The 17384-nt window shown below is 58.7% G+C and carries 19 protein-coding genes; 11 read left to right on the forward strand and 8 right to left on the reverse strand.

Annotated elements, in window-relative coordinates; genetic code table 11:
* Positions 1-42 precede the first annotated feature (42 nt).
* Together ACTJK5_RS00345 and ACTJK5_RS00350 are read left to right on the forward strand one after the other, a co-directional pair.
* Positions 43-726, forward strand: a complete 684-nt coding sequence (locus ACTJK5_RS00345; RefSeq protein ID WP_062427803.1) for an OmpW/AlkL family protein — start codon at positions 43-45, stop codon at positions 724-726.
* A 258-nt stretch (positions 727-984) separates the two neighbouring features.
* The gene (locus tag ACTJK5_RS00350) at positions 985-1431 is read left to right on the forward strand and encodes a glyoxalase superfamily protein (RefSeq protein WP_062439409.1); all 447 of its coding nucleotides are present in this window, start codon (positions 985-987) and stop codon (positions 1429-1431) included.
* A gap of 68 nt (positions 1432-1499) precedes the next feature.
* On the opposite strand, the gene ACTJK5_RS00355 is transcribed toward ACTJK5_RS00350, so the two are convergent.
* The 3 genes from ACTJK5_RS00355 to ACTJK5_RS00365 all read right to left on the reverse strand — a co-directional run bounded on the left by ACTJK5_RS00355 (position 1500) and on the right by ACTJK5_RS00365 (position 4756).
* The gene (locus ACTJK5_RS00355; protein ID WP_113180910.1) at positions 1500-2489 is read right to left on the reverse strand and encodes a WD40 repeat domain-containing protein; all 990 of its coding nucleotides are present in this window, start codon (positions 2487-2489) and stop codon (positions 1500-1502) included.
* A gap of 196 nt (positions 2490-2685) precedes the next feature.
* The gene (locus ACTJK5_RS00360) at positions 2686-3846 is read right to left on the reverse strand and encodes a CobW family GTP-binding protein (RefSeq protein ID WP_440611594.1); all 1161 of its coding nucleotides are present in this window, start codon (positions 3844-3846) and stop codon (positions 2686-2688) included.
* Between the two features lie 115 nt (positions 3847-3961).
* On the reverse strand, positions 3962-4756 hold the full coding sequence (locus ACTJK5_RS00365) for a creatininase family protein (RefSeq protein ID WP_440611595.1): 795 nt from the start codon (positions 4754-4756) through the stop codon (positions 3962-3964).
* A 79-nt stretch (positions 4757-4835) separates the two neighbouring features.
* Between ACTJK5_RS00365 and ACTJK5_RS00370 the strand changes: the two genes are divergently transcribed.
* From ACTJK5_RS00370 to ACTJK5_RS00380, 3 genes are all read left to right on the forward strand, one after another.
* Entirely contained in the window at positions 4836-5345 is a 510-nt protein-coding gene (locus ACTJK5_RS00370) for a MarR family winged helix-turn-helix transcriptional regulator (RefSeq protein ID WP_062439424.1), read from the forward strand.
* 122 nt (positions 5346-5467) lie between these two features.
* Positions 5468-6490, forward strand: coding sequence for a LacI family DNA-binding transcriptional regulator (locus ACTJK5_RS00375; protein WP_062427810.1), 1023 nt, complete (start codon positions 5468-5470; stop codon positions 6488-6490).
* Between the two features lie 175 nt (positions 6491-6665).
* Positions 6666-7628 (forward strand): 2-hydroxyacid dehydrogenase, encoded by a 963-nt coding sequence (locus tag ACTJK5_RS00380; RefSeq protein ID WP_062427811.1) that lies wholly within the window; start codon positions 6666-6668, stop codon positions 7626-7628.
* Between the two features lie 37 nt (positions 7629-7665).
* Here the strand turns inward: ACTJK5_RS00380 and ACTJK5_RS00385 are convergent, their stop codons facing one another.
* Positions 7666-8421 (reverse strand): gamma-glutamyl-gamma-aminobutyrate hydrolase family protein, encoded by a 756-nt coding sequence (locus tag ACTJK5_RS00385; protein ID WP_440611596.1) that lies wholly within the window; start codon positions 8419-8421, stop codon positions 7666-7668.
* 402 nt (positions 8422-8823) lie between these two features.
* On the opposite strand from ACTJK5_RS00385, the gene ACTJK5_RS00390 reads away from it, so the two are divergent.
* A complete protein-coding gene (locus ACTJK5_RS00390; RefSeq protein WP_062439429.1) occupies positions 8824-9930 on the forward strand; it encodes a TRAP transporter substrate-binding protein in 1107 nt (368 codons plus the stop codon).
* Positions 9931-9932: 2 nt separating this feature from the next.
* On the opposite strand, the gene ACTJK5_RS00395 is transcribed toward ACTJK5_RS00390, so the two are convergent.
* The 3 genes from ACTJK5_RS00395 to ACTJK5_RS00405 form a co-directional block, all read right to left on the reverse strand.
* Positions 9933-10277 carry a hypothetical protein gene (locus tag ACTJK5_RS00395; RefSeq protein WP_440611597.1) on the reverse strand — a complete coding sequence of 115 codons (345 nt, stop codon included), beginning with the start codon at positions 10275-10277 and terminating at the stop codon, positions 9933-9935.
* 148 nt (positions 10278-10425) lie between these two features.
* Positions 10426-11928 carry a TRAP transporter large permease gene (locus ACTJK5_RS00400; protein ID WP_113180905.1) on the reverse strand — a complete coding sequence of 501 codons (1503 nt, stop codon included), beginning with the start codon at positions 11926-11928 and terminating at the stop codon, positions 10426-10428.
* Between the two features lie 27 nt (positions 11929-11955).
* Complete coding sequence (locus tag ACTJK5_RS00405) at positions 11956-12495, reverse strand: TRAP transporter small permease subunit (RefSeq protein ID WP_062439430.1); 540 nt, start codon at positions 12493-12495, stop codon at positions 11956-11958.
* Between the two features lie 429 nt (positions 12496-12924).
* Between ACTJK5_RS00405 and ACTJK5_RS00410 the strand changes: the two genes are divergently transcribed.
* Positions 12925-13146, forward strand: a complete 222-nt coding sequence (locus ACTJK5_RS00410) for an aa3-type cytochrome c oxidase subunit IV (RefSeq protein ID WP_062427815.1) — start codon at positions 12925-12927, stop codon at positions 13144-13146.
* Positions 13147-13231: 85 nt separating this feature from the next.
* On the forward strand, positions 13232-13759 hold the full coding sequence (locus ACTJK5_RS00415; protein ID WP_440611598.1) for a hypothetical protein: 528 nt from the start codon (positions 13232-13234) through the stop codon (positions 13757-13759).
* Positions 13760-13820: 61 nt separating this feature from the next.
* Here the strand turns inward: ACTJK5_RS00415 and ACTJK5_RS00420 are convergent, their stop codons facing one another.
* Complete coding sequence (locus tag ACTJK5_RS00420) at positions 13821-14159, reverse strand: winged helix-turn-helix transcriptional regulator (protein ID WP_062439435.1); 339 nt, start codon at positions 14157-14159, stop codon at positions 13821-13823.
* A gap of 223 nt (positions 14160-14382) precedes the next feature.
* On the opposite strand from ACTJK5_RS00420, the gene ACTJK5_RS00425 reads away from it, so the two are divergent.
* The 3 genes from ACTJK5_RS00425 (at position 14383) to ACTJK5_RS00435 (ending at position 17264) form a co-directional block, all read left to right on the forward strand.
* Positions 14383-14814: a nuclear transport factor 2 family protein gene (locus ACTJK5_RS00425; protein WP_113271734.1), complete on the forward strand. Its 432-nt coding sequence runs from the start codon at positions 14383-14385 to the stop codon at positions 14812-14814.
* 214 nt (positions 14815-15028) lie between these two features.
* A complete protein-coding gene (locus ACTJK5_RS00430; RefSeq protein ID WP_062427819.1) occupies positions 15029-15847 on the forward strand; it encodes a GGDEF domain-containing protein in 819 nt (272 codons plus the stop codon).
* A 355-nt stretch (positions 15848-16202) separates the two neighbouring features.
* On the forward strand, positions 16203-17264 hold the full coding sequence (locus ACTJK5_RS00435; RefSeq protein ID WP_440611599.1) for a sensor histidine kinase: 1062 nt from the start codon (positions 16203-16205) through the stop codon (positions 17262-17264).
* The last annotated feature ends 120 nt before the right edge of the window (positions 17265-17384 follow it).

Here is a 17384-nt window from a genome sequence, read left to right on the forward strand (position 1 = left end):
AGCGAAGACGCGTGTTCATCGATCTGATCAAGGAGAGAAAACGTGTTTGCGACCATCCGAAAAGCCATCCTTCCGCTTTTGTGCTGCGCTCTGCCCGGCATTGCCTTCGCGGCGGACCTGGCACAAATTGCGCCGGCCCCCACGGCTGAAGAAGCGATCGCTGCGGCAAGCCCGTGGATGATCCGCGTTCGGGCGCTCGGTGTTCTCACCCATGACAGCGGCACGATCAACGGCGTGCCGGGTGCTGGGCTCTCCTATTCGGACACGGTGATCCCGGAATTCGATATCAGCTACTTCTTCACCGACAACATCGCTGCCGAACTCATTCTCGGCACGACCTTTTCCAGGATCAACACGACAGGCGCGCTCGGCGAAATCGATGTCGGCAAGACCTGGCTTCTGCCGCCGACCTTGACGCTGCAATATCACTTCACCGATTTCGGCGCCTTCAAGCCCTATGTGGGTGCGGGCGTGAACTACTCGCTCTTCTATCACCAGAGCGAAAAGCCGGGCTTCAGCAATCTCGACGTCAAGAACGACTTCGGCGCAGCACTTCAGGTGGGCTTCGACTATATGGTGACGAAGAACTGGGGCGTGAACTTCGACGTGAAGAAGATTTTTCTCGATACCAAGTGGACGGCGACGAGCGACGCCTTCGGTGACATCAGCGGCAAGGCGAAGATTGATCCATGGCTGGTGGGTGCGGGTGTGACCTATCGGTTCTGAGGCCTGGGAGGGCTGGGGGTGCCGCGCAAGTTCTGCGGCGCCCCTTCGTCATTCGGGTGCTCGACCAGACCCAAATTGACCGCTTCTCACAAATCGGCTAAACACTGCGGCAGGTTGAGAGTGCCTGCCGTCCGCGAGCATCATTGCTTTGGTGAAACTCTCTGTCAAACCTCCGATACGGTCATTCCTTTTCAGGCATGCAGACGGTGGCAATGTGGACCCCTCCTCGACACTGTATGCCGATGCAGGAGAACCGCCATGCGGAACACGACACCACCTCTACCCAGTCTCGATACGCTGAAGGATCAGGCGAAGCGTCTTCGCGCTGGCCTTGCTGACGAAGGCACGACAATCGGCCATTCACGCGCGCTGGAACTGATCGCGGCGCAATATGGCTACCGCGACTGGAACACGCTGCATGCCGCCGTCGGCAATCGCCCGCCCTTCAATCCTTATATGCTGGGCTCACGGGTCAGCGGCTACTATCTCGGCCAGCCTTTCACCGGTGCAATCCTTGGCGTGCAATCGCTTGGCGGCGATCCGGAGCGCTATCGTCTGACGATGCATTTCGACGATCCGGTGGATGTCGTCACCTTCGACAGCTTCTCGGCCTTTCGCCAGCGGGTTCATTGCAATGTGGATGCGAGCGGTCGCACCACGGAGCGGACCTCCGATGGACGGGCGCAGGTCGAGCTCACCTGGTAAAAGCGCAGGCGGGCGCATCTGGCGCTGATCTCAGCACCGGATGCGCCATTGCTACAGGCATCTTGCTTTTAAGCGGAAATATCGACGATGCCGCAATCGCCAGCCTCTGAAGCGAAGGCGAGCAGCTTGCCGGTGGCGCTCCAGGAGAGGCCGGAGATCGCACCCTTGCCGGGGCGGCGCAGCAGCGCTTCCTTGCCGTCGGCCATGCGCACGCCAAGGATCATGCCATCGATGAAGCCGATGGCGAGCACGTCGTCGCTGGGGTGGAAGGCCACCTGGGTGGCCATGATGTTGCCGCGTGTGCCGAGTTCTTCCGGCGGCTTGCCCATCGGGCCATCCTTTCCGGAGAAGGGCCATACGATGGCGGCCGGTGCGCCGGAAGAGGCAAGCCATTTGCCCTTGGGCGACCAGGAGAGCGATTTGACCTTGGCCGGATAGCCCGTCATACGCATATGGCGGGCGTCGGCACCTTTCGGCGCGTCGAGCTTCCAGCCGTGCAGCGCATTTTCCTGCATGGTGGTGACGAGGAAGCGGCCATCGGGGGAGTAGGTGACGCCGGTATGGGCGCCCTTCCATTCCAGATCGACCGGATCGCCGGCGGTCGCGACCCAGTGCAGCGTCACGCCATTGTAGCGGGCCGCGGCGATACGCAGGCCTTTTGGTGCAAAGGCAATCGCCTCGACCGTGCGCTCTTCCTTGAATTCCTTGGTGGTGCTGTCCGCAAGTTTGACGAAGCTTGATTTTCCAACGGCATAGGCCACGGCATTTTGCGGGCCACCTGCCACCACGCTGATCCACTTGCGCGGCACATGGGCGATTTCGGTCACCGCGCCATCATGACCGATGCGCAGCACCTTGCCGTCCTCGCCGCCCGTCAGAAGCGTTGCGCTATAGGGATCGCGAATGCAGGTGAGCAGGCCTTCATGGGCCTGCGTCACCTTTTCCCCGCCATCGAGGCGATGAATAGTACCGGCGGCGGTGGCAAACAGCGGGATATCGCCCAGAAAATGCGCCGCGACGACGTGGCCTTCAAGGTCAAGAGGAGCAACGGTTGGCATGGGCGATAAGTCTTTCGTCTGTATGGGTTTTGGCTGCGGTATGGGGTGGTGTGTTTTCGTCCACCCTGTGCGGCGTGGATCCTCGGGTCACCCTCGGGCTTTACCCGAGGGCCGAGGATGACGCGAAGGAGAGGGCGGAGCCCAAGCTTCCCTTGGTCGGCCCAGGTGGAACTTGACCGGCCCGGAAGGGGGATGCTTACGCCTTCGCTTCACACGCGTGGAAGCTCGCTTCCAGCTTTGCACGGTCCAACTCGCGGCCGATGAAGACGAGGCGGCTTTCGCGCTTCTCGCCGTCCTTCCACGGGCGCTGGTGATCGCCCTCGATGATCATGTGCACGCCCTGCACCACGTAACGCTCGGCGTCGCCCTTGAAGGCGATGATGCCCTTGAGGCGCAGAATGTTCGGGCCATCGGTCTGCGTCACCTTCTGGATCCAGGGGAAGAAACGCTCCGGGTTCATCTCGCCGCCGCGCAGCGAAATGGACTGAACCGTTACGTCATGGATGGGAGACGGTGCCGCATGGTCATGATCGTGATGATGGTGATCATGGTCATGCCCATGGTCATGATGGTGGTGATCGTGGCCGTGATGGTCGTGATCGTGCCCATGATGGTGGTGGTCATGATCGTGGTGGTGATGATCGCAATCCGGGCCGCAGGCATGGTCTTCATGGCCGTGCTCCAGGAAGTGCGGATCGTTTTCCAGCGCACGCTCCAGGTTGAAGGCACCCTGATCCAGCACGCGGGCCAGATCGACGCCGGAGCGTTCGGTCTTGTAGATGCGGGCGGACGGGTTGATGGCGCGCACGATGTCTTCGATGCGGGCCAGCTCTTCCTTGGTGACGAGGTCGCTCTTGTTGATGACGACCACATCGGCAAAGGCGATCTGGTCTTCGGCTTCGCGGCTGTCCTTCAGGCGCAGCGGCAGGTGCTTGGCATCGACCAGTGCCACGACGGCGTCGAGCTCGGTCTTGGCGCGCACATCGTCATCCATGAAGAAGGTCTGGGCAACGGGGACCGGATCGGCAAGGCCGGTGGTTTCGACAATGATGCCATCGAAACGGCCCGGACGGCGCATCAGGCCTTCCACGACGCGGATGAGGTCACCGCGCACCGTGCAGCAGATGCAGCCATTGTTCATCTCGTAGATTTCCTCGTCGGATTCCACGATCAGGTCGTTGTCGATGCCGATTTCGCCGAACTCGTTGACGATGACCGCATATTTCTTGCCGTGGTTCTCGGTCAGGATGCGATTGAGCAAGGTGGTCTTGCCGGCACCCAGATAGCCGGTCAGCACGGTGACGGGAATGGGCTTTGCAGCAGCAGCGGTGTTTGCTTCGGTCATTGTTTCGGTCATGGGAAACCTCGATATGCGGCGGGGTGCCGCGACAGACAAAAATGTTGCCGTTCATATAGGCTTGCGAAGAAGGCAGTTCAAAGAAATTCTGTTCAAGAATTTTGATGCTGGGGCCTCAAGACCGATCGAAGTCGCGCACATCGAAGGCGCGCACGTCTTCCAGAAGCGCGATCAGACCGCGCACCGAGTGGGCGATGATCTGCTCGCCCTTTTCGGCGGTGGCGGCGGCTGCGTTTCCGGCGACGCCCAATGAGTTCAGGTCGCTCATCATCCAGCCGAAGGCGTGTGGGCCGTAGGCGCGAAGATGGGTGAAGCGGTTTGTAAACTCGCTTTGGCGGGAGGGAAAGCTTGCTGCCTTGTCCATGGCGACGTCATCAGGGTTGAGCGCCAGCATGACCGACGTTTCAATATCGCCGCCATGAATATCGACCGCCTTGTCCTCCGGCGCGATCAGCCCTTCCGGCAGGCCAAAGCGCGTCCAGCTGGTGGCAACCGCCAGCATGGCAAAGCGCTTGCGCGCCTCGGTCGCGACGATCGTCATCAGCGGCGCATTGCCACCATGGGCGTTCAGCATGACGAATTTGCGGATGCCCTTCTCGTGCTGGGTGCGGGCGATCTGCAGCCAGCGATTGACGGCCTCATCGAAGGCGAGCGTCTTGGTGCCTGCCACATCCATATGCTCGATGGAGTAGCCGACCGGCTCTACGGGTAGGAAAGTAACGGGGAAGTCTTGCGGCAGGGCTGCCTTCAGGCGCGCGACGATGCCTTTGGCAATCAGCGTATCGGTCTCAAAGGGCAGATGCGGGCCATGCTGCTCATGTGCACCGAGCGGCAGAACTGCGATTATCTCCGACGGTTGAAATCCGGCTGTTATCGTTTCGTCGTCAAATTGCGTGTATGTGTTTGGCATATGGCGATCCGCGCCTGTATTCGTTAGAAGTTACAATATCATATAGTCGTTTCGCGATCTGGCAAAAGGCACGGGCTGAATGAGCAAGGACAAGGCCTCGAAAAAGGACAAGGCGTCCAAGAAGGACAAGTCGCAGAAGAAGAAGGATATTGCCTTCAGCCCGGAAGAGCTGGCGCAATCCATCACGCAGGCCGCACGCTCCATGCGCACGGCGCTCAGCCACAATCTTGCGACGAGCGGCCTTTATGCGGGCCAGGACGGCGTGATCCTGGCACTTGCCCAGGAAGGCAGCATGACGCCCGGCCAGATTGCTCAGAAGCTCGGCGTCAAGGCGCCGACCATGACCCGCACCATCGGTCGCATGGAAGCGCAAGGCTTTGTCGAGCGCAGTGCAGGCGAAGGCGATGGTCGCCTGACCATGGTGAAACTGACCGAAGCCGGCCAGAAAAGCGTCGATCACATCAATACGTCGCTTGCGGCCTGCGGTGCGCGCGCAGTGGAGGGATTGTCCGCCAAAGACGTCAAAAATGTCGTCAAGCTCTTGCGCGCCATCGACGCCAACCTGCAGTCTCTCGATTTAATCGATTAAAAATTCAAGTGAAAGCTTTCAACAGTTCGCAAAACCCTTAAACCTGTTGCGCGTGTTGTTTAAATTGTTTAATCACGATTTAAACGTCGCGGGGGTGCGACGCGCGATCTCGGGGAGGGGACATGGCGCAGAAGGTGAAGCTTTCAACGATTGCCGAGAGCCTGGGGCTTTCGACGGCAACGATTTCTCTGGCGCTGCGTGACAGCCCGTTGGTGGCATCCGACACCCGCGAGAAGATCAAGGATCAGGCCCGCGCGCTGGGCTATATCTATAATCGCCGCGCTGCCAGCCTTCGCACATCCCGCTCCGGCATTATCGGTGTCGTCTTTCACGACGTGATGAACCCGTTCTACGGCGAAATTCTCAAAGCCATCGAAAGCGAACTCGATCGCAGCCGCCAGACCTTCATTCTGTCCAACCATTACGACTCGGTGGAAAAGCAGCGCACCTTTCTGGAGACGCTGCTGCAGCTGGGTAGCGACGGCGTGATCATGTCTCCGGCGATCGGCACGCCGACGGAAGATCTGAAGCTTGCGGAAGAAAACGGCATGCCAGCCATTCTGGTGGCGCGCTCCATGGATGGTGTCGATATGCCGACCTTCCGTGGCGACGACAGCTACGGCATCTCGCTTGCCACCAACCACCTGATCAGCCTTGGCCACCGCACCATCGCCATGGTGGGCGGTACCGACCAGACCTCCACCGGCCGCGATCGCTATCAGGGCTACGTGAATGCGCTGCGCAAGGCCGGTATCGAGGTCGATCCGAACCTGCGCATTCCCGGTGCCCGCTCCAAGCAGGGCGGCTTCGAGGCGGCGGTGAATTTCCTGTCGCTGCCGCAGAAACCGACAGCTGCCGTCTGCTGGAACGACCTCGTCGCCATCGGCCTGATGAACGGCGTTTCGCGCGCAGGCTTCGTGCCGGGCAAGGATATTTCCGTGACCGGCTATGACGATCTGGAAGAAGCGTCGATTTCCACGCCTTCGCTGACGACCGTGTCCAACGGCCAGGCGGAAGTGGGGCGGCTTGCGGCCCGCGCGTTGCTCGACAGGCTGGCAGGCAGCCATGAGCCGGACGGCATTCACCTGATCAAGCCGGAAATGCGCATCCGCCAGTCCACCGGGCCGTGCATTCCGCGTCAGTAATCCACGACAGTACCAATCTCGTCTATTCGCGGGTTTCGGTTTCGTCTCGCATCGGTTAGCTTTGCCTTCCGCATCACGGAGCGGTCCCGCCGCTTCGACATTTTTTGCATTTCCGGGTCTTGAGAGCGACTGGCTCTCCTCTCTGGAAATGCGTCTGTAGGAGGAATGACCGCCCATGTCCGATCAAAAACCCGTCGTTCTCGTTCCGGGGAAAATTCATCCGCGCGTGCTGGAGCGCTTCCAAGGCAAGGTGGAGGTGGTGACCGCACCTGTGGGGGCAAAGCCTGCCATCTCCGCCGAGGTGGCGGAGCGCGTTCGCGCCGTTGCCGTCTCCGGCAGCGTCAATGCGGACTGGATCGATGGATTGCCGAACCTTGAGATCATCTCCAATTTCGGTGTGGGCTATGACGGCGTCGATGCCAAGCATGCGGCCAAGCGTGGCATCATCGTCACCAACACGCCGGATGTGCTGAATGACGAAGTGGCCGATACGACGATTGCGCTTCTGATCAACACGGTGCGCCGCCTCTATCAGGCCGAGAGCTATCTGCGGGATGGCAAGTGGGTGAAGGAGGGGCCGTTTGCGCTCTCGCCCTTTTCGCTGCGCGGCCGCAAGGTCGGCCTCTTCGGCATGGGCCGCATCGGCCAGGAAATCGCCAAGCGTCTCGAGCCCTTCAAGGTGGAGATCGGCTATCACACGCGCAGCAAGCGCGACGAGCTCTCATACACCTATTACGCCTCGCTGAAGGAGATGGCGAGCGCGGTCGATATTCTGATCTGCATCGTGCCCGGCACGCCGGAAACCCACAAAGCCATCAATGGCGAGATCTTCTCCGCACTTGGCTCGAATGGCGTCTTCATCAATGTCGGTCGTGGCTCGAGCGTGGATGAGGATGCGCTGATCAAGGCGCTCGAAGACGGCACGCTCGGTGGTGCCGGTCTCGATGTGTTCTATTCGGAGCCGAATGTGCCTGAAGCGCTGCTGGCCTTCGACAATGTTTCGCTCTTGCCGCACGTTGCCTCCGCCTCGGTGCCGACGCGCAATGCCATGGCGGATCTGGTGGCGGACAATATTCTCGGCTGGTTTGCGGAGCGGAAGGTTTTGACACCGGTGCCGGAAACACCGGTGAAGGGATAACCGGCGAAGCGGTAATCGATGAAGGGAGCGAGGCGTTTTACGCCTTGCTCGCCTGATACGCCCGCACCGCTTTGCCGAAGGCTTCGAACAGCGCCCGGGACGGGCCATCGGTTTCGGCCCAATATTCCGGATGCCACTGGACGCCAATGGCGAAGCCCTTGGCGTCGATGACGGAGACGGCCTCGATGGTGCCGTCTTCGGCGGTCGCTTCCACCTGCAGCCGGGGCGCGGTTTGCGCGATTGCCTGGCGGTGGACCGAGTTGATCTGGATTTCGCCGGACAGGCCAAGATGCTCCGCAATGCAGGAGCCTTCGCGCACATGCACCGGCTGGCGGATGCTGAACATCACGTCGCGCTCGGTGGTCTCCGGCTTGCGATGGTCCCAGCGTCCCGGCAGTTCCTGGATTTCGCTGGCAAGCGTGCCGCCAAGGGCCACGTTCAACTCCTGAATGCCGCGGCAGATGGCGAGCATCGGAATGCCGCGATCGATTGCGCGGCGGATGAGTTCGAGGCTCGTCGCATCACGCCCGGCATCGAAGGGGCCATCGGCATCGGTGGCTTGCTCGCCATAGAGCGAGGGGTGCACATTGCTGGCCGAGCCCGAGACGAGCAGCCCGTCCACCCGGTCGAGAATGGCGTCAACCTCATTGCCGGTCTCGAAGGCGGGCACGATCAAGGACATGACGCCGGCCACCTTCAGCGCGGCGTTGAGATATTGCGTCTGCGCCGCGTGCCACTCGGCACCGTCCACCTGTTTGATATCGGCAGGGATCGCGATGATGGGCTTCGACATGATGGCTCCGAATGTGATGCGGTCTTGAAATAAAGCATGTTGCGCAAAACTGTGCAGCGGTTTTGCGATAACGACATGCGAAAAAGCAAGGGCCGAAAGTGTGTGCGCGAATCTGAAAGATCGCAACACGCTTAAGGCTGCCGTCAGTGAAGCCGGAGGGGCGGATTCGTCAAGCATTCTCTTTGCGTAAGTGACGCAATTTATTGGTCTAAAGTATAAGACAATGCCGCTTGGACGATCGACTTTCCCATGCGGCGATCAATTTTATCGCTCCCAAGCATGTCATGGGATTTATTCTTCCACCGGCCGCTTGTCAGTTGCCATGGCCCATGCTTTTCTCAGTTGATGTCGTGTGCGTGGAGGGATGCGACACGATGACAGGTTCGTATCTGGGAGGATAATATGGATCGACGTTCATTCATTAAAAAAGGTGCGCTTGCGGGCACGGGTGCTGCAGCAGCAACGGTTCTGGCGGCACCGGCAATCGCGCAGGAAAATGCCAAGATCACATGGAGGCTGACCTCCTCGTTCCCCAAATCGCTCGATACGATCTTTGGCGGCGCGCAGGATATCGCCAACCACGTGAAGAACGCGACCGACGGCAATTTCAACATTCAGGTGTTTGCAGCCGGCGAAATCGTCCCCGGCCTGCAGGCGGCGGATGCCGTCTCCTCCGGTACGGTCGAAATGTGCCATACCTGCTCCTATTACTATGTCGGCAAGGACCCAACCTTTGCGATCGGCACCGCGATCCCTTTCGGGCTGAATGCGCGCCTGACCAATTCCTGGTTCTATGAGGGCAATGGCAACACGCTGCTGAACGAGTTCTACGCCAAGCACAAGCTCTATGGCATGATTTCCGGCAATACCGGGGTGCAGATGGGCGGCTGGTTCCGCAAGGAAATCAACACCGTCGACGATTTCAAGGGCGTGAAGATGCGCATTGCTGGTCTGGCCGGCAAGGTGGTTGAAAAGCTTGGCGTCGTGCCGCAGCAGATCGCCGGCGGCGATATCTATCCGGCGCTGGAAAAGGGCACGATCGACGCGGCCGAATGGGTCGGTCCCTATGACGATCACAAGCTCGGTTTCCAGAAGGTGGCGAAATATTACTACTACCCGGCCTTCTGGGAAGGCGGCCCGGTCATCCACTCCTTCGTCAATCTGGACAAGTGGAACGACCTGCCAAAGAACTATCAGGCCGTGCTGCAGGACGCCTGCTCGTTTGCCAACACCAATATGCTGGCGAAATACGACGCCAAGAACCCCAAGGCGATCAAGCAGATCGTCTCCGAAGGTGCAACGCTTCGTCCCTTCAGCCAAGATATTCTGGACGCCTGCTACAAGGCCGCTCTCGAAGTCTACGCGGAAATCTCCGCCGTCAACCCGGATTTCAAGAAGGTCTATGACGACCAGGTGGCCTTCAAGCGCGAAGGCTATCTGTGGATGCAGCTCGCCGAGTACACCTATGATACGTTCATGATGATACAGCAGCGCAACGGCAAGCTCTGACGTTATAAGTAGGATTGATAGGACGCCCGGATCGAAAGGTCCGGGCTTTTTCGTTTGAGCTTAAACAGGGCTCTCGCGCGTTTATGGACAAGTAACGACGCGTGATTATGATCGGCAGCGTCGAGCAGCGAAGCAGCACATTTCGGAGACCAGCCGGAATATCGGCGAGGATCGGCCACGCCGACCTTGGCAAAGGCCTTGCTGTTCAACTGGAGGTACAGCATCGGCCCGAAAATCGAAGTCGATTTTCGGAAAAGCACGATGCGTACATTCAAAAACTTCGAGCGTCCTTTGCGCGTCCTAGAGGACGCGCGGCGCTCTAGTGTGATGCGCAAACCGCTGAGCATTACGTTTATCGTAAAGAAAAACCGGACAGGCTGGTCAATAGCTGTCCGGTTCAATTTCTTCAGATAAGCGAACCGGAAGGTGGGGCTGCAACCCCCCTTCCACTCCGTCAATATAACGCTTTCACCCTTATCAAACAAGTATTGCCAATCAAGGATTGATCTTCGGCGGTTCGTTGAGGTTCGGCATGCCGGGAAGGCCGTTGCCGCCGCCCTGGCCGGGCGCGCCGTCCATGGGGGGCAGGCCGAAATTCGGCATGGTGTTGCCACCCTGGTTGCCAAAGGCGGGGACCTCGATCTTGATGGTGTTGAGATCGACCTCCGGGGCCTTGTCCAGCCAGTAGGTAACGGATTCCGGCCAGAAGATGACGATGGCGACGAGGATAAGCTGCATGCCGAGCCAGGGGATTGCGCCCATATAGATGTCCGAGGTCTTTACCGTGCGCGGCGCGATGGAGCGCAGATAGAAGAGCGCGAAGCCGAAGGGCGGGTGCATGAAGCTTGTCTGCATGTTGATGCACAGCAGCACGCCGAACCAGATCAGATCGATGCCGAGCGACTGGGCGATGGGCGCTAGCATCGGCACGACGATGAAGGCGATCTCGAAGAAATCGAGGAAGAAGGCGAGGAAGAAGATGAAGATGTTGACGAAGATCAGGAAGCCGATCGGGCCGCCTGGAATGCCCGACAGCATGTGCTCGATCCACAGCGAGCCATCCATGCCCTGAAACACCAGCGAGAAGCAGGTGGCGCCGACCAGAATGAACACCACCATGGAGGTGATGTGCATGGTGGAATGCATGCCCTGCTTGACCAGATCCCAGGTCAGGCGGCGGTGGGCTGCGGCAAGCGCCATGGCGCCGACAACGCCAAGTGCGCCGGCTTCTGTCGGTGTCGCAAGGCCGAGAAAGATGGTGCCGAGAACCAGGAAGATCAGCACGATGGACGGGATCATGCCGCCCAGAACCTTCAGCACCAGCGCCCGGTTCAGCTCTCCACGGGCTTCCGGCGGAAGTGCGGGAACATCCTTCGGCCGGAATACCGAGAGAAAGAGGATGAAGAGCATGAAGATTGCGACCTGCAGGAAGGACGGGCCGATGGCGCCGAGATACATATCGCCGACGGAGCGGCCGAGCTGGTCGGCGAGAACGATGAGAACGAGAGAGGGCGGAATAACCTGCGTGATGGTGCCGGATGCGGCAATCACGCCCGTGGCGACGCGCGGATTATAGCCGTATTTCAGCATGATCGGCAGCGAGATGACACCCATGGTGATGACGGACGCTGCCACGGTGCCGGTGATCGCGCCGAGAATGGCGCCGACCAGAATGACCGCATAGGCAAGGCCGCCCGGGATCGCGCCGAAGAGCTTACCCGTGCCCTCCAGCAAATCCTCCGCAAGGCCGCACCGTTCCAGGATTGCCCCCATGAAGGTGAAGAAGGGAATGGCGAGCAGCAGATCGTTGGAGATGATGCCGAAGATGCGCAGCGGCAGCGCCTGCATGAAGGCGGGCGAGAAATGCTCGGTGAAGATGCCGATGACGCCGAACAGAAGACCGACGCTGGCGAGTGAGAAAGCGACCGGAAAGCCGTAGAGCATGAAGATGATCATGCCCAGGAACATGGCCGGCGGAAGAATACCGTATTCGAACATCAGAATATCCTTGAAATGGCGCCGGCGTTACTGGAGCGGTTTTTCGTATTTGGTGTCGAGCTGATAGAGCCCGTTCAGCGCACCGATGCGCTTCACCAGTTCGGATATTCCCTGAAGGACGAGGAGGGCAAAGCCCGCAAAGATGATGAACTTGACCGGCCAGCGGATGAGGCCGCCGGCATTGGAGGAGACTTCGTTCTGTTGCCACGAGAGCAGGAACACCGGCCAGCTCAGCCAGGCGAGATAGAAGCAGGCGGGAAGCAGGAAGAGAACGAGGCCGATGATATCCACCCAGATGCGGGTGCGCGGTGCAATGGCGCCATAGATGATATCGACGCGCACATGCTCATTCATCCGCAGCGTATAGGACGCGCCGATGAGCACGATGAAGCCGAACATGTACCACTGGATTTCCAGGAGGCCGTTCGAGCTGTAATTGAACAGGTAACGCACGATGGCGTTGCCGGCGCTGACGAGGCAGCAGATGAGAACCAGGTAGCCTGAGAATTTTCCCAGCGCCTCGCTCAACATGTCGATGGCGCGGCTCAGTTTCAAAAGCGCGTGCATTGTTTTCCCCTTTCGATCCCTTTGCGGGTTTTCGAGGAGGAATGTTTATGGCGGAAACCCCTCAGGCGAATCGTCCTCCCACGCCTGTTGTCCCCACCAGAAATCCTCCCTGCGTCCATCGTTATGGGCAGGATTTACCAAATGCAACTAGGAAGAAGGTCGACCATGCGCCATCCCGGTCTTTCCTGCGCGCCGGTGGCGTCGATGTGACAAATGCCAAGGTTTTCCAGTGGCGCAAGCCCGGGATAAATTGCCCGAATTCAGAGCGATTTTGCCGGGCAAACAGCGCGTTACCCGCGTTGCGTCGGCTTCAAATTTTGTGTAGGTCTTGACGCGGAGCGTTCTGCCGCTTGCTTCGTTATCAGGGAAGACATCCATCGGATGATGGGACGATGACGGTGAGCGCAGATCAATAGAGGGGAAAAAAGCATGAGCGAACACCATAGCGGTCCAGTCGAAGTCGGTGCAAAGATGGACCTTGCCGAGCATCAGAAGACCTACAATCATTTTCTGCTGGCTTCGAAATACGGCACGATGCTGGTGTGCATGCTGATGATCGCCATGGCCGTTGGTTTCTTCACGACGGGCGGTTTCTTCGGCGGATTGCTGGTTTTCATCATCCTGTCGGCTGCGGGTTTCTTTATTCTGTAAGCCGTTTTGCCGTCATCCACGACAGCGCGGCATCCGTCCCGCTTCATCTCGCTCAACGTCATAAGACCGATGAGAGGCACGTGTCATGAAGGCTCTTTTCCTGTCGCTGTGTCTGGCTGTCTGCCTCTGGCAGGGTGCTGCGGCGCGTGAATTCACCGCCGAGGAAAAGGCTGACCTTCAGGCGCAGATCATGCGCTTCGAAACCGCGCTGAAGCAGGGCGACTTCAGCGTTATTACCGACTCGGTCCCGCCTAAGGTTCTCCAGCATATCGCCACGACGGCAGGGATCACTCTGGAACAACTTCGGAGCGCGATGCAAAAGCAGATCGCCCTCACCTCCGTCAAGTTTCTCGATGCCAAGTTGGATACCGACAACGCCACCTATAATGAGGCGCCAGATGGCACCTCTTATGTGTTGGTGCCGTCACGCAGCCTGATCGAAAGCCAAGGCCAGAAGATAGAAGTGAAGAGTACGGTTTTGGCGCTGATGGATGAGGGCAAATGGTATTTGCCCAGGATCGACGACGCACGGCAGATCAACCTCCTGCGTGAGGTTTATCCCTTCGTTACCACCATTGAGTTTCCGACCAGAACGGTGACGCCGGTGGAGTAAGCGGTGCTGCTATGGCGAGAGCGATGCGGGTGTTCAGCCAGTCAGCCTCAGCAACCTCTCATCACGCCGGCGTTGTGAGATCCTGAACCTTGGCGCGGTTGGCGTTGCCCCAGTCGCACAAGGGAACGAGGGCCTGGACCAGCGTATCCCCGAAGGGCGTCAATTCGTAATCGACCACCGGCGGCACGCACTGGTGATCGCGACGCGTCAGCACCTCCATGCCGACCAGATCGCGCAACTGCTGGATCAGTACCTTCTCGCTGATGCCGCCAACGCGTCGTTTCAATTCCGAGAAGCGGGTGGGGCCACCTTGCACATGGTAGAGGATCAAAGGTTTCCACTTGCCGCCGACGACCCTCAGCGACACGTCCAAACCGCACTTCGTCTCCATCCTGTCCATAAATTCACACTTACCTTTTTGTAGGTTCTACCCATAAGGTAATTGCTTGCCTATGTGGAGGTCAAGCTGCGGCGCGACAGCGTCTCGGCTACGACATCGGCCCTGTGAACAGAATCCGTTCAGGAACGCACGATGTGGTCAATTCCAACAGTTGGAGCAGCTCTCTCTTGCGTCAAATGCGATGAAGGGCGCTCTCATAACAACCAGAAGCAAAGGTTCAACCATGAGCGACAATATCCAGACAATCAGGAGCCTCTACGCCGCAGCCGAAGGGCATTCGCTTGATCTTGAGGGATTTCTCTCCTGCTTCTCCGAGGATGCCTACGTTCGCAACGTCCCGACAGGAACGGATTTCCGTGGTCCGGATATCGCGCTCGTTGCCAGCGGCATGGCCGATGCCTTTCCGGACATCCACCGAGAGATCTTCGATCTATACGCGATGAACGACGTGGTGGTCGTCGAGCTTGCCATTCGCGGCACGCAGGATGGGCCACTTTTAACGCCCGAAGGGACGGTCTCTGCGAGTGGAAAGACCATCGATGTTCCTTGCTGCGACGTCTTTCGCCTGAAGGACGGCAAGGTGACCTCCTTCCATTGCTACAACGCCGCATCCATCATGATGCAGCAACTGGGTCTCGCGGGCTCCAAGCCTTGATGATGCAGCCGCATCGGGCAGTCGGCGCAGGCTTCAATCAAACATTCACCTTCGTTCTTCATGAGATATCAAAACCTCTCATGCAAAAGTTCGACCCGGTCGGGGGCGACTAGAGCATCGGCTAAGCCGCTGCGTAGATTTTAAGAAGAGCGTCCTTTGTGCGTCCAGAGGGATGCACGGCGCTCTATCGCTCAAACAAGGGACCTGAAGGTCGATGCTTGCATTCGTTGAACGCCATATAAAGCAGGCATGCGCCACGGACCGCTTTGAAACGAAGAGCAAGGTCCTGTCCTTTGCCCTTCGCACGGCTTTGGTCGTGACGCTGATTGCCGACATATTGAATATCGTCGCCCACCATCTGATGAACGCATTTGGCTTGCTGCCCTACGACGTCTGGCAGGGGGCAACCGTTGGCGTGATCATATCGACCGTGGTGGCCTCGTCGTTGACGTTTTCCATCGTGTATCTCGTGGGTCTCGCCATCCATCATCTATCCATCTCGCGCGCGACATTCGAACGGCTGAGCCGCACCGACATGCTGTCTGGGCTCCTCAATCGTCGTGCCTTTATGGAAGAGGTGGCGAAGGCGGACGAGAATGCGTCGCTCATCCTGTTCGATATCGATCGCTTCAAGCGCATCAATGACGAGTTCGGCCACGATGTCGGAGACCATGCGATCGTGACGGTGGCACGGCACCTGATGTCTGCCTTCCCGCAACCCCATGTCGTCGCCAGGATCGGCGGCGAGGAATTTGCCGTTCTGGCGGTTCAACTCACCGCCCAGAAACGTTTGACGCTTGCACAGCGGTGCAATGAAATGCTGGCGGCCCGGCCCGTGAACCTCAAGGACAGGCTTGTTCATATCACGCTGTCGGGCGGTGTGGCCGATAAGGAATCCTACGCGTCCTTCGAGGATCTGTTCAACGCCTGCGACAGGGCGCTCTATCTGGCGAAATCATCCGGTCGCAATCAGATCCTCCATAGCGACCTGCTGCCGGAGGACTTTAAAGCGAAAGCCAGCGTGGCTGTGTAGCGCCTTGTATTATTGCGTGTTGCTATCGCAAAGCCGCTGCACATTTTTGATTGGACCATGCTTCCGGTGACTGCTATTGGCCCAAAGCCGTCATACCCGCCCTCTCAGGCCGCCATCATGGCCGGGGTGTAGCACAAGATAGCTCAAGGCAAACATCGGCGTAAATGTGCAATGAGTGCACCTTCCCCTTCTCGACTGCTACTTCAACACCGTGGGTTCCTGAGACCGGCGGACGACGCCCGTCCGAAACTGACAATTATCAAATCACTGAACTTCTTGATCTTTTCGAGAGATTTGATACCGATCAATTGGAATCTGAGGCGACAAGCCTCAATGTTGCAGGCGGACCGACGACATGAACCAATATGCGACGCAGCTCGGCGAAGGCCGCATGGGCAAGCTTATTGCGGCATACGACTGGACCTCGACGTCACTAGGGTGCCTGGAGACCTGGCCAGCGGCTCTTCGCTCTGTCGTGGAACTGATTCTGGGGCAAAGGCATGCGATATGCGTGTTCTGGGGACCTGACCTCACTCTGCTTTACAACGACGCCTATGCGCCGATCCTCGGAGCGAAGGAGGAAGGGGCACTAGGACAGCCTGCGGCAGAAATATGGTGGGATGTGTGGAATGACATCAAGCCCTTCGTGGATCAGGCGCTTTCCGGCGAAGGCACGTGGTCAGAGGAGCTTCCGCTCGTCATGACGCGGAACGGCTTCCCCGAGCAAACATATTGGACCTTCTCCTACAGCCCGCTTTACGACGGCGGCAAGATTGTCGGAATGATCAATGTCGCGTCGGACGCCACGCCGACGGTTGTCGCACGCGAAAGGGAAGCGGCGCTGCACAACGAGATGATCCATCGCCTCAAGAATACGCTCGCGGTCGCAAGCGCGATCGTCTCGTCGACATTGCGTAACGCCTCCGATCTCAATGAAGCACGAACGATCGTTATCGATCGGATCAATGCGTTGGGTCGAGCCCAGGACCTGTTACACGGTGATGCCAGAGAGGTGTCGATGCGCGAAATGATTGGCGTCGCCTTGAGTGCCCACATCGATCATCCCGGACGTGTCGGTATCCACGGACCCGACCTCACGCTCGCCGCCCAACAGGCAATCGGGTTGTCTCTGGCTGTGTACGAATTAGCCACGAACTCGGTGAAATACGGGGCTCTATCGAGCGACAAAGGAAAAGTCTTCGTTTCCTGGAATTGGAATGATGCGGGCGCGTTGCGCTTCGTCTGGCGAGAAACCGGTGGCCCACCTGTCAAAGCGCCGGTCCGAAAGGGATTCGGATCGCGGCTGACCAACAGCATAGTAGCGGGATATTTTGAGGGTACCGCTGCCACCCACTTCCATGAAGACGGCATCGAGTATGAACTCGAGGGTAAGCTCAAACCCCTTGCTGCGGGCTAGCGTGAGAGAGTGTAGCAAGGTTATTGGCGTGGAACTTAACATACGTGGCGGTCATCGATTGCGGCCGCGACGCCTCCACTAACTGTTGACTGTTCAAACTGTGTTCCGTGGCCCATTTCT

Source organism: Agrobacterium sp. 22094, assembly GCF_052046015.1.
GTDB classification, from domain to species: domain Bacteria; phylum Pseudomonadota; class Alphaproteobacteria; order Rhizobiales; family Rhizobiaceae; genus Agrobacterium; species Agrobacterium cavarae.

What these genes read in the sequence shown, in the direction of transcription:
- ACTJK5_RS00350 (WP_062439409.1), top strand. Translation starts at nt 985, where the DNA reads ATGCGGAACACGACACCACCTCTACCCAGTCTCGATACGCTGAAGGAT.
- ACTJK5_RS00355 (WP_113180910.1), bottom strand. Translation starts at nt 2,489, where the DNA reads ATGCCAACCGTTGCTCCTCTTGACCTTGAAGGCCACGTCGTCGCGGCG.
- ACTJK5_RS00360 (WP_440611594.1), bottom strand. Translation starts at nt 3,846, where the DNA reads ATGACCGAAACAATGACCGAAGCAAACACCGCTGCTGCTGCAAAGCCC.
- ACTJK5_RS00365 (WP_440611595.1), bottom strand. Translation starts at nt 4,756, where the DNA reads ATGCCAAACACATACACGCAATTTGACGACGAAACGATAACAGCCGGA.
- ACTJK5_RS00370 (WP_062439424.1), top strand. Translation starts at nt 4,836, where the DNA reads ATGAGCAAGGACAAGGCCTCGAAAAAGGACAAGGCGTCCAAGAAGGAC.
- ACTJK5_RS00375 (WP_062427810.1), top strand. Translation starts at nt 5,468, where the DNA reads ATGGCGCAGAAGGTGAAGCTTTCAACGATTGCCGAGAGCCTGGGGCTT.
- ACTJK5_RS00380 (WP_062427811.1), top strand. Translation starts at nt 6,666, where the DNA reads ATGTCCGATCAAAAACCCGTCGTTCTCGTTCCGGGGAAAATTCATCCG.
- ACTJK5_RS00385 (WP_440611596.1), bottom strand. Translation starts at nt 8,421, where the DNA reads ATGTCGAAGCCCATCATCGCGATCCCTGCCGATATCAAACAGGTGGAC.
- ACTJK5_RS00390 (WP_062439429.1), top strand. Translation starts at nt 8,824, where the DNA reads ATGGATCGACGTTCATTCATTAAAAAAGGTGCGCTTGCGGGCACGGGT.
- ACTJK5_RS00395 (WP_440611597.1), bottom strand. Translation starts at nt 10,277, where the DNA reads ATGCTCAGCGGTTTGCGCATCACACTAGAGCGCCGCGCGTCCTCTAGG.
- ACTJK5_RS00400 (WP_113180905.1), bottom strand. Translation starts at nt 11,928, where the DNA reads ATGTTCGAATACGGTATTCTTCCGCCGGCCATGTTCCTGGGCATGATC.
- ACTJK5_RS00405 (WP_062439430.1), bottom strand. Translation starts at nt 12,495, where the DNA reads ATGCACGCGCTTTTGAAACTGAGCCGCGCCATCGACATGTTGAGCGAG.
- ACTJK5_RS00410 (WP_062427815.1), top strand. Translation starts at nt 12,925, where the DNA reads ATGAGCGAACACCATAGCGGTCCAGTCGAAGTCGGTGCAAAGATGGAC.
- ACTJK5_RS00415 (WP_440611598.1), top strand. Translation starts at nt 13,232, where the DNA reads ATGAAGGCTCTTTTCCTGTCGCTGTGTCTGGCTGTCTGCCTCTGGCAG.
- ACTJK5_RS00420 (WP_062439435.1), bottom strand. Translation starts at nt 14,159, where the DNA reads ATGGACAGGATGGAGACGAAGTGCGGTTTGGACGTGTCGCTGAGGGTC.
- ACTJK5_RS00425 (WP_113271734.1), top strand. Translation starts at nt 14,383, where the DNA reads ATGAGCGACAATATCCAGACAATCAGGAGCCTCTACGCCGCAGCCGAA.
- ACTJK5_RS00430 (WP_062427819.1), top strand. Translation starts at nt 15,029, where the DNA reads ATGCTTGCATTCGTTGAACGCCATATAAAGCAGGCATGCGCCACGGAC.
- ACTJK5_RS00435 (WP_440611599.1), top strand. Translation starts at nt 16,203, where the DNA reads ATGAACCAATATGCGACGCAGCTCGGCGAAGGCCGCATGGGCAAGCTT.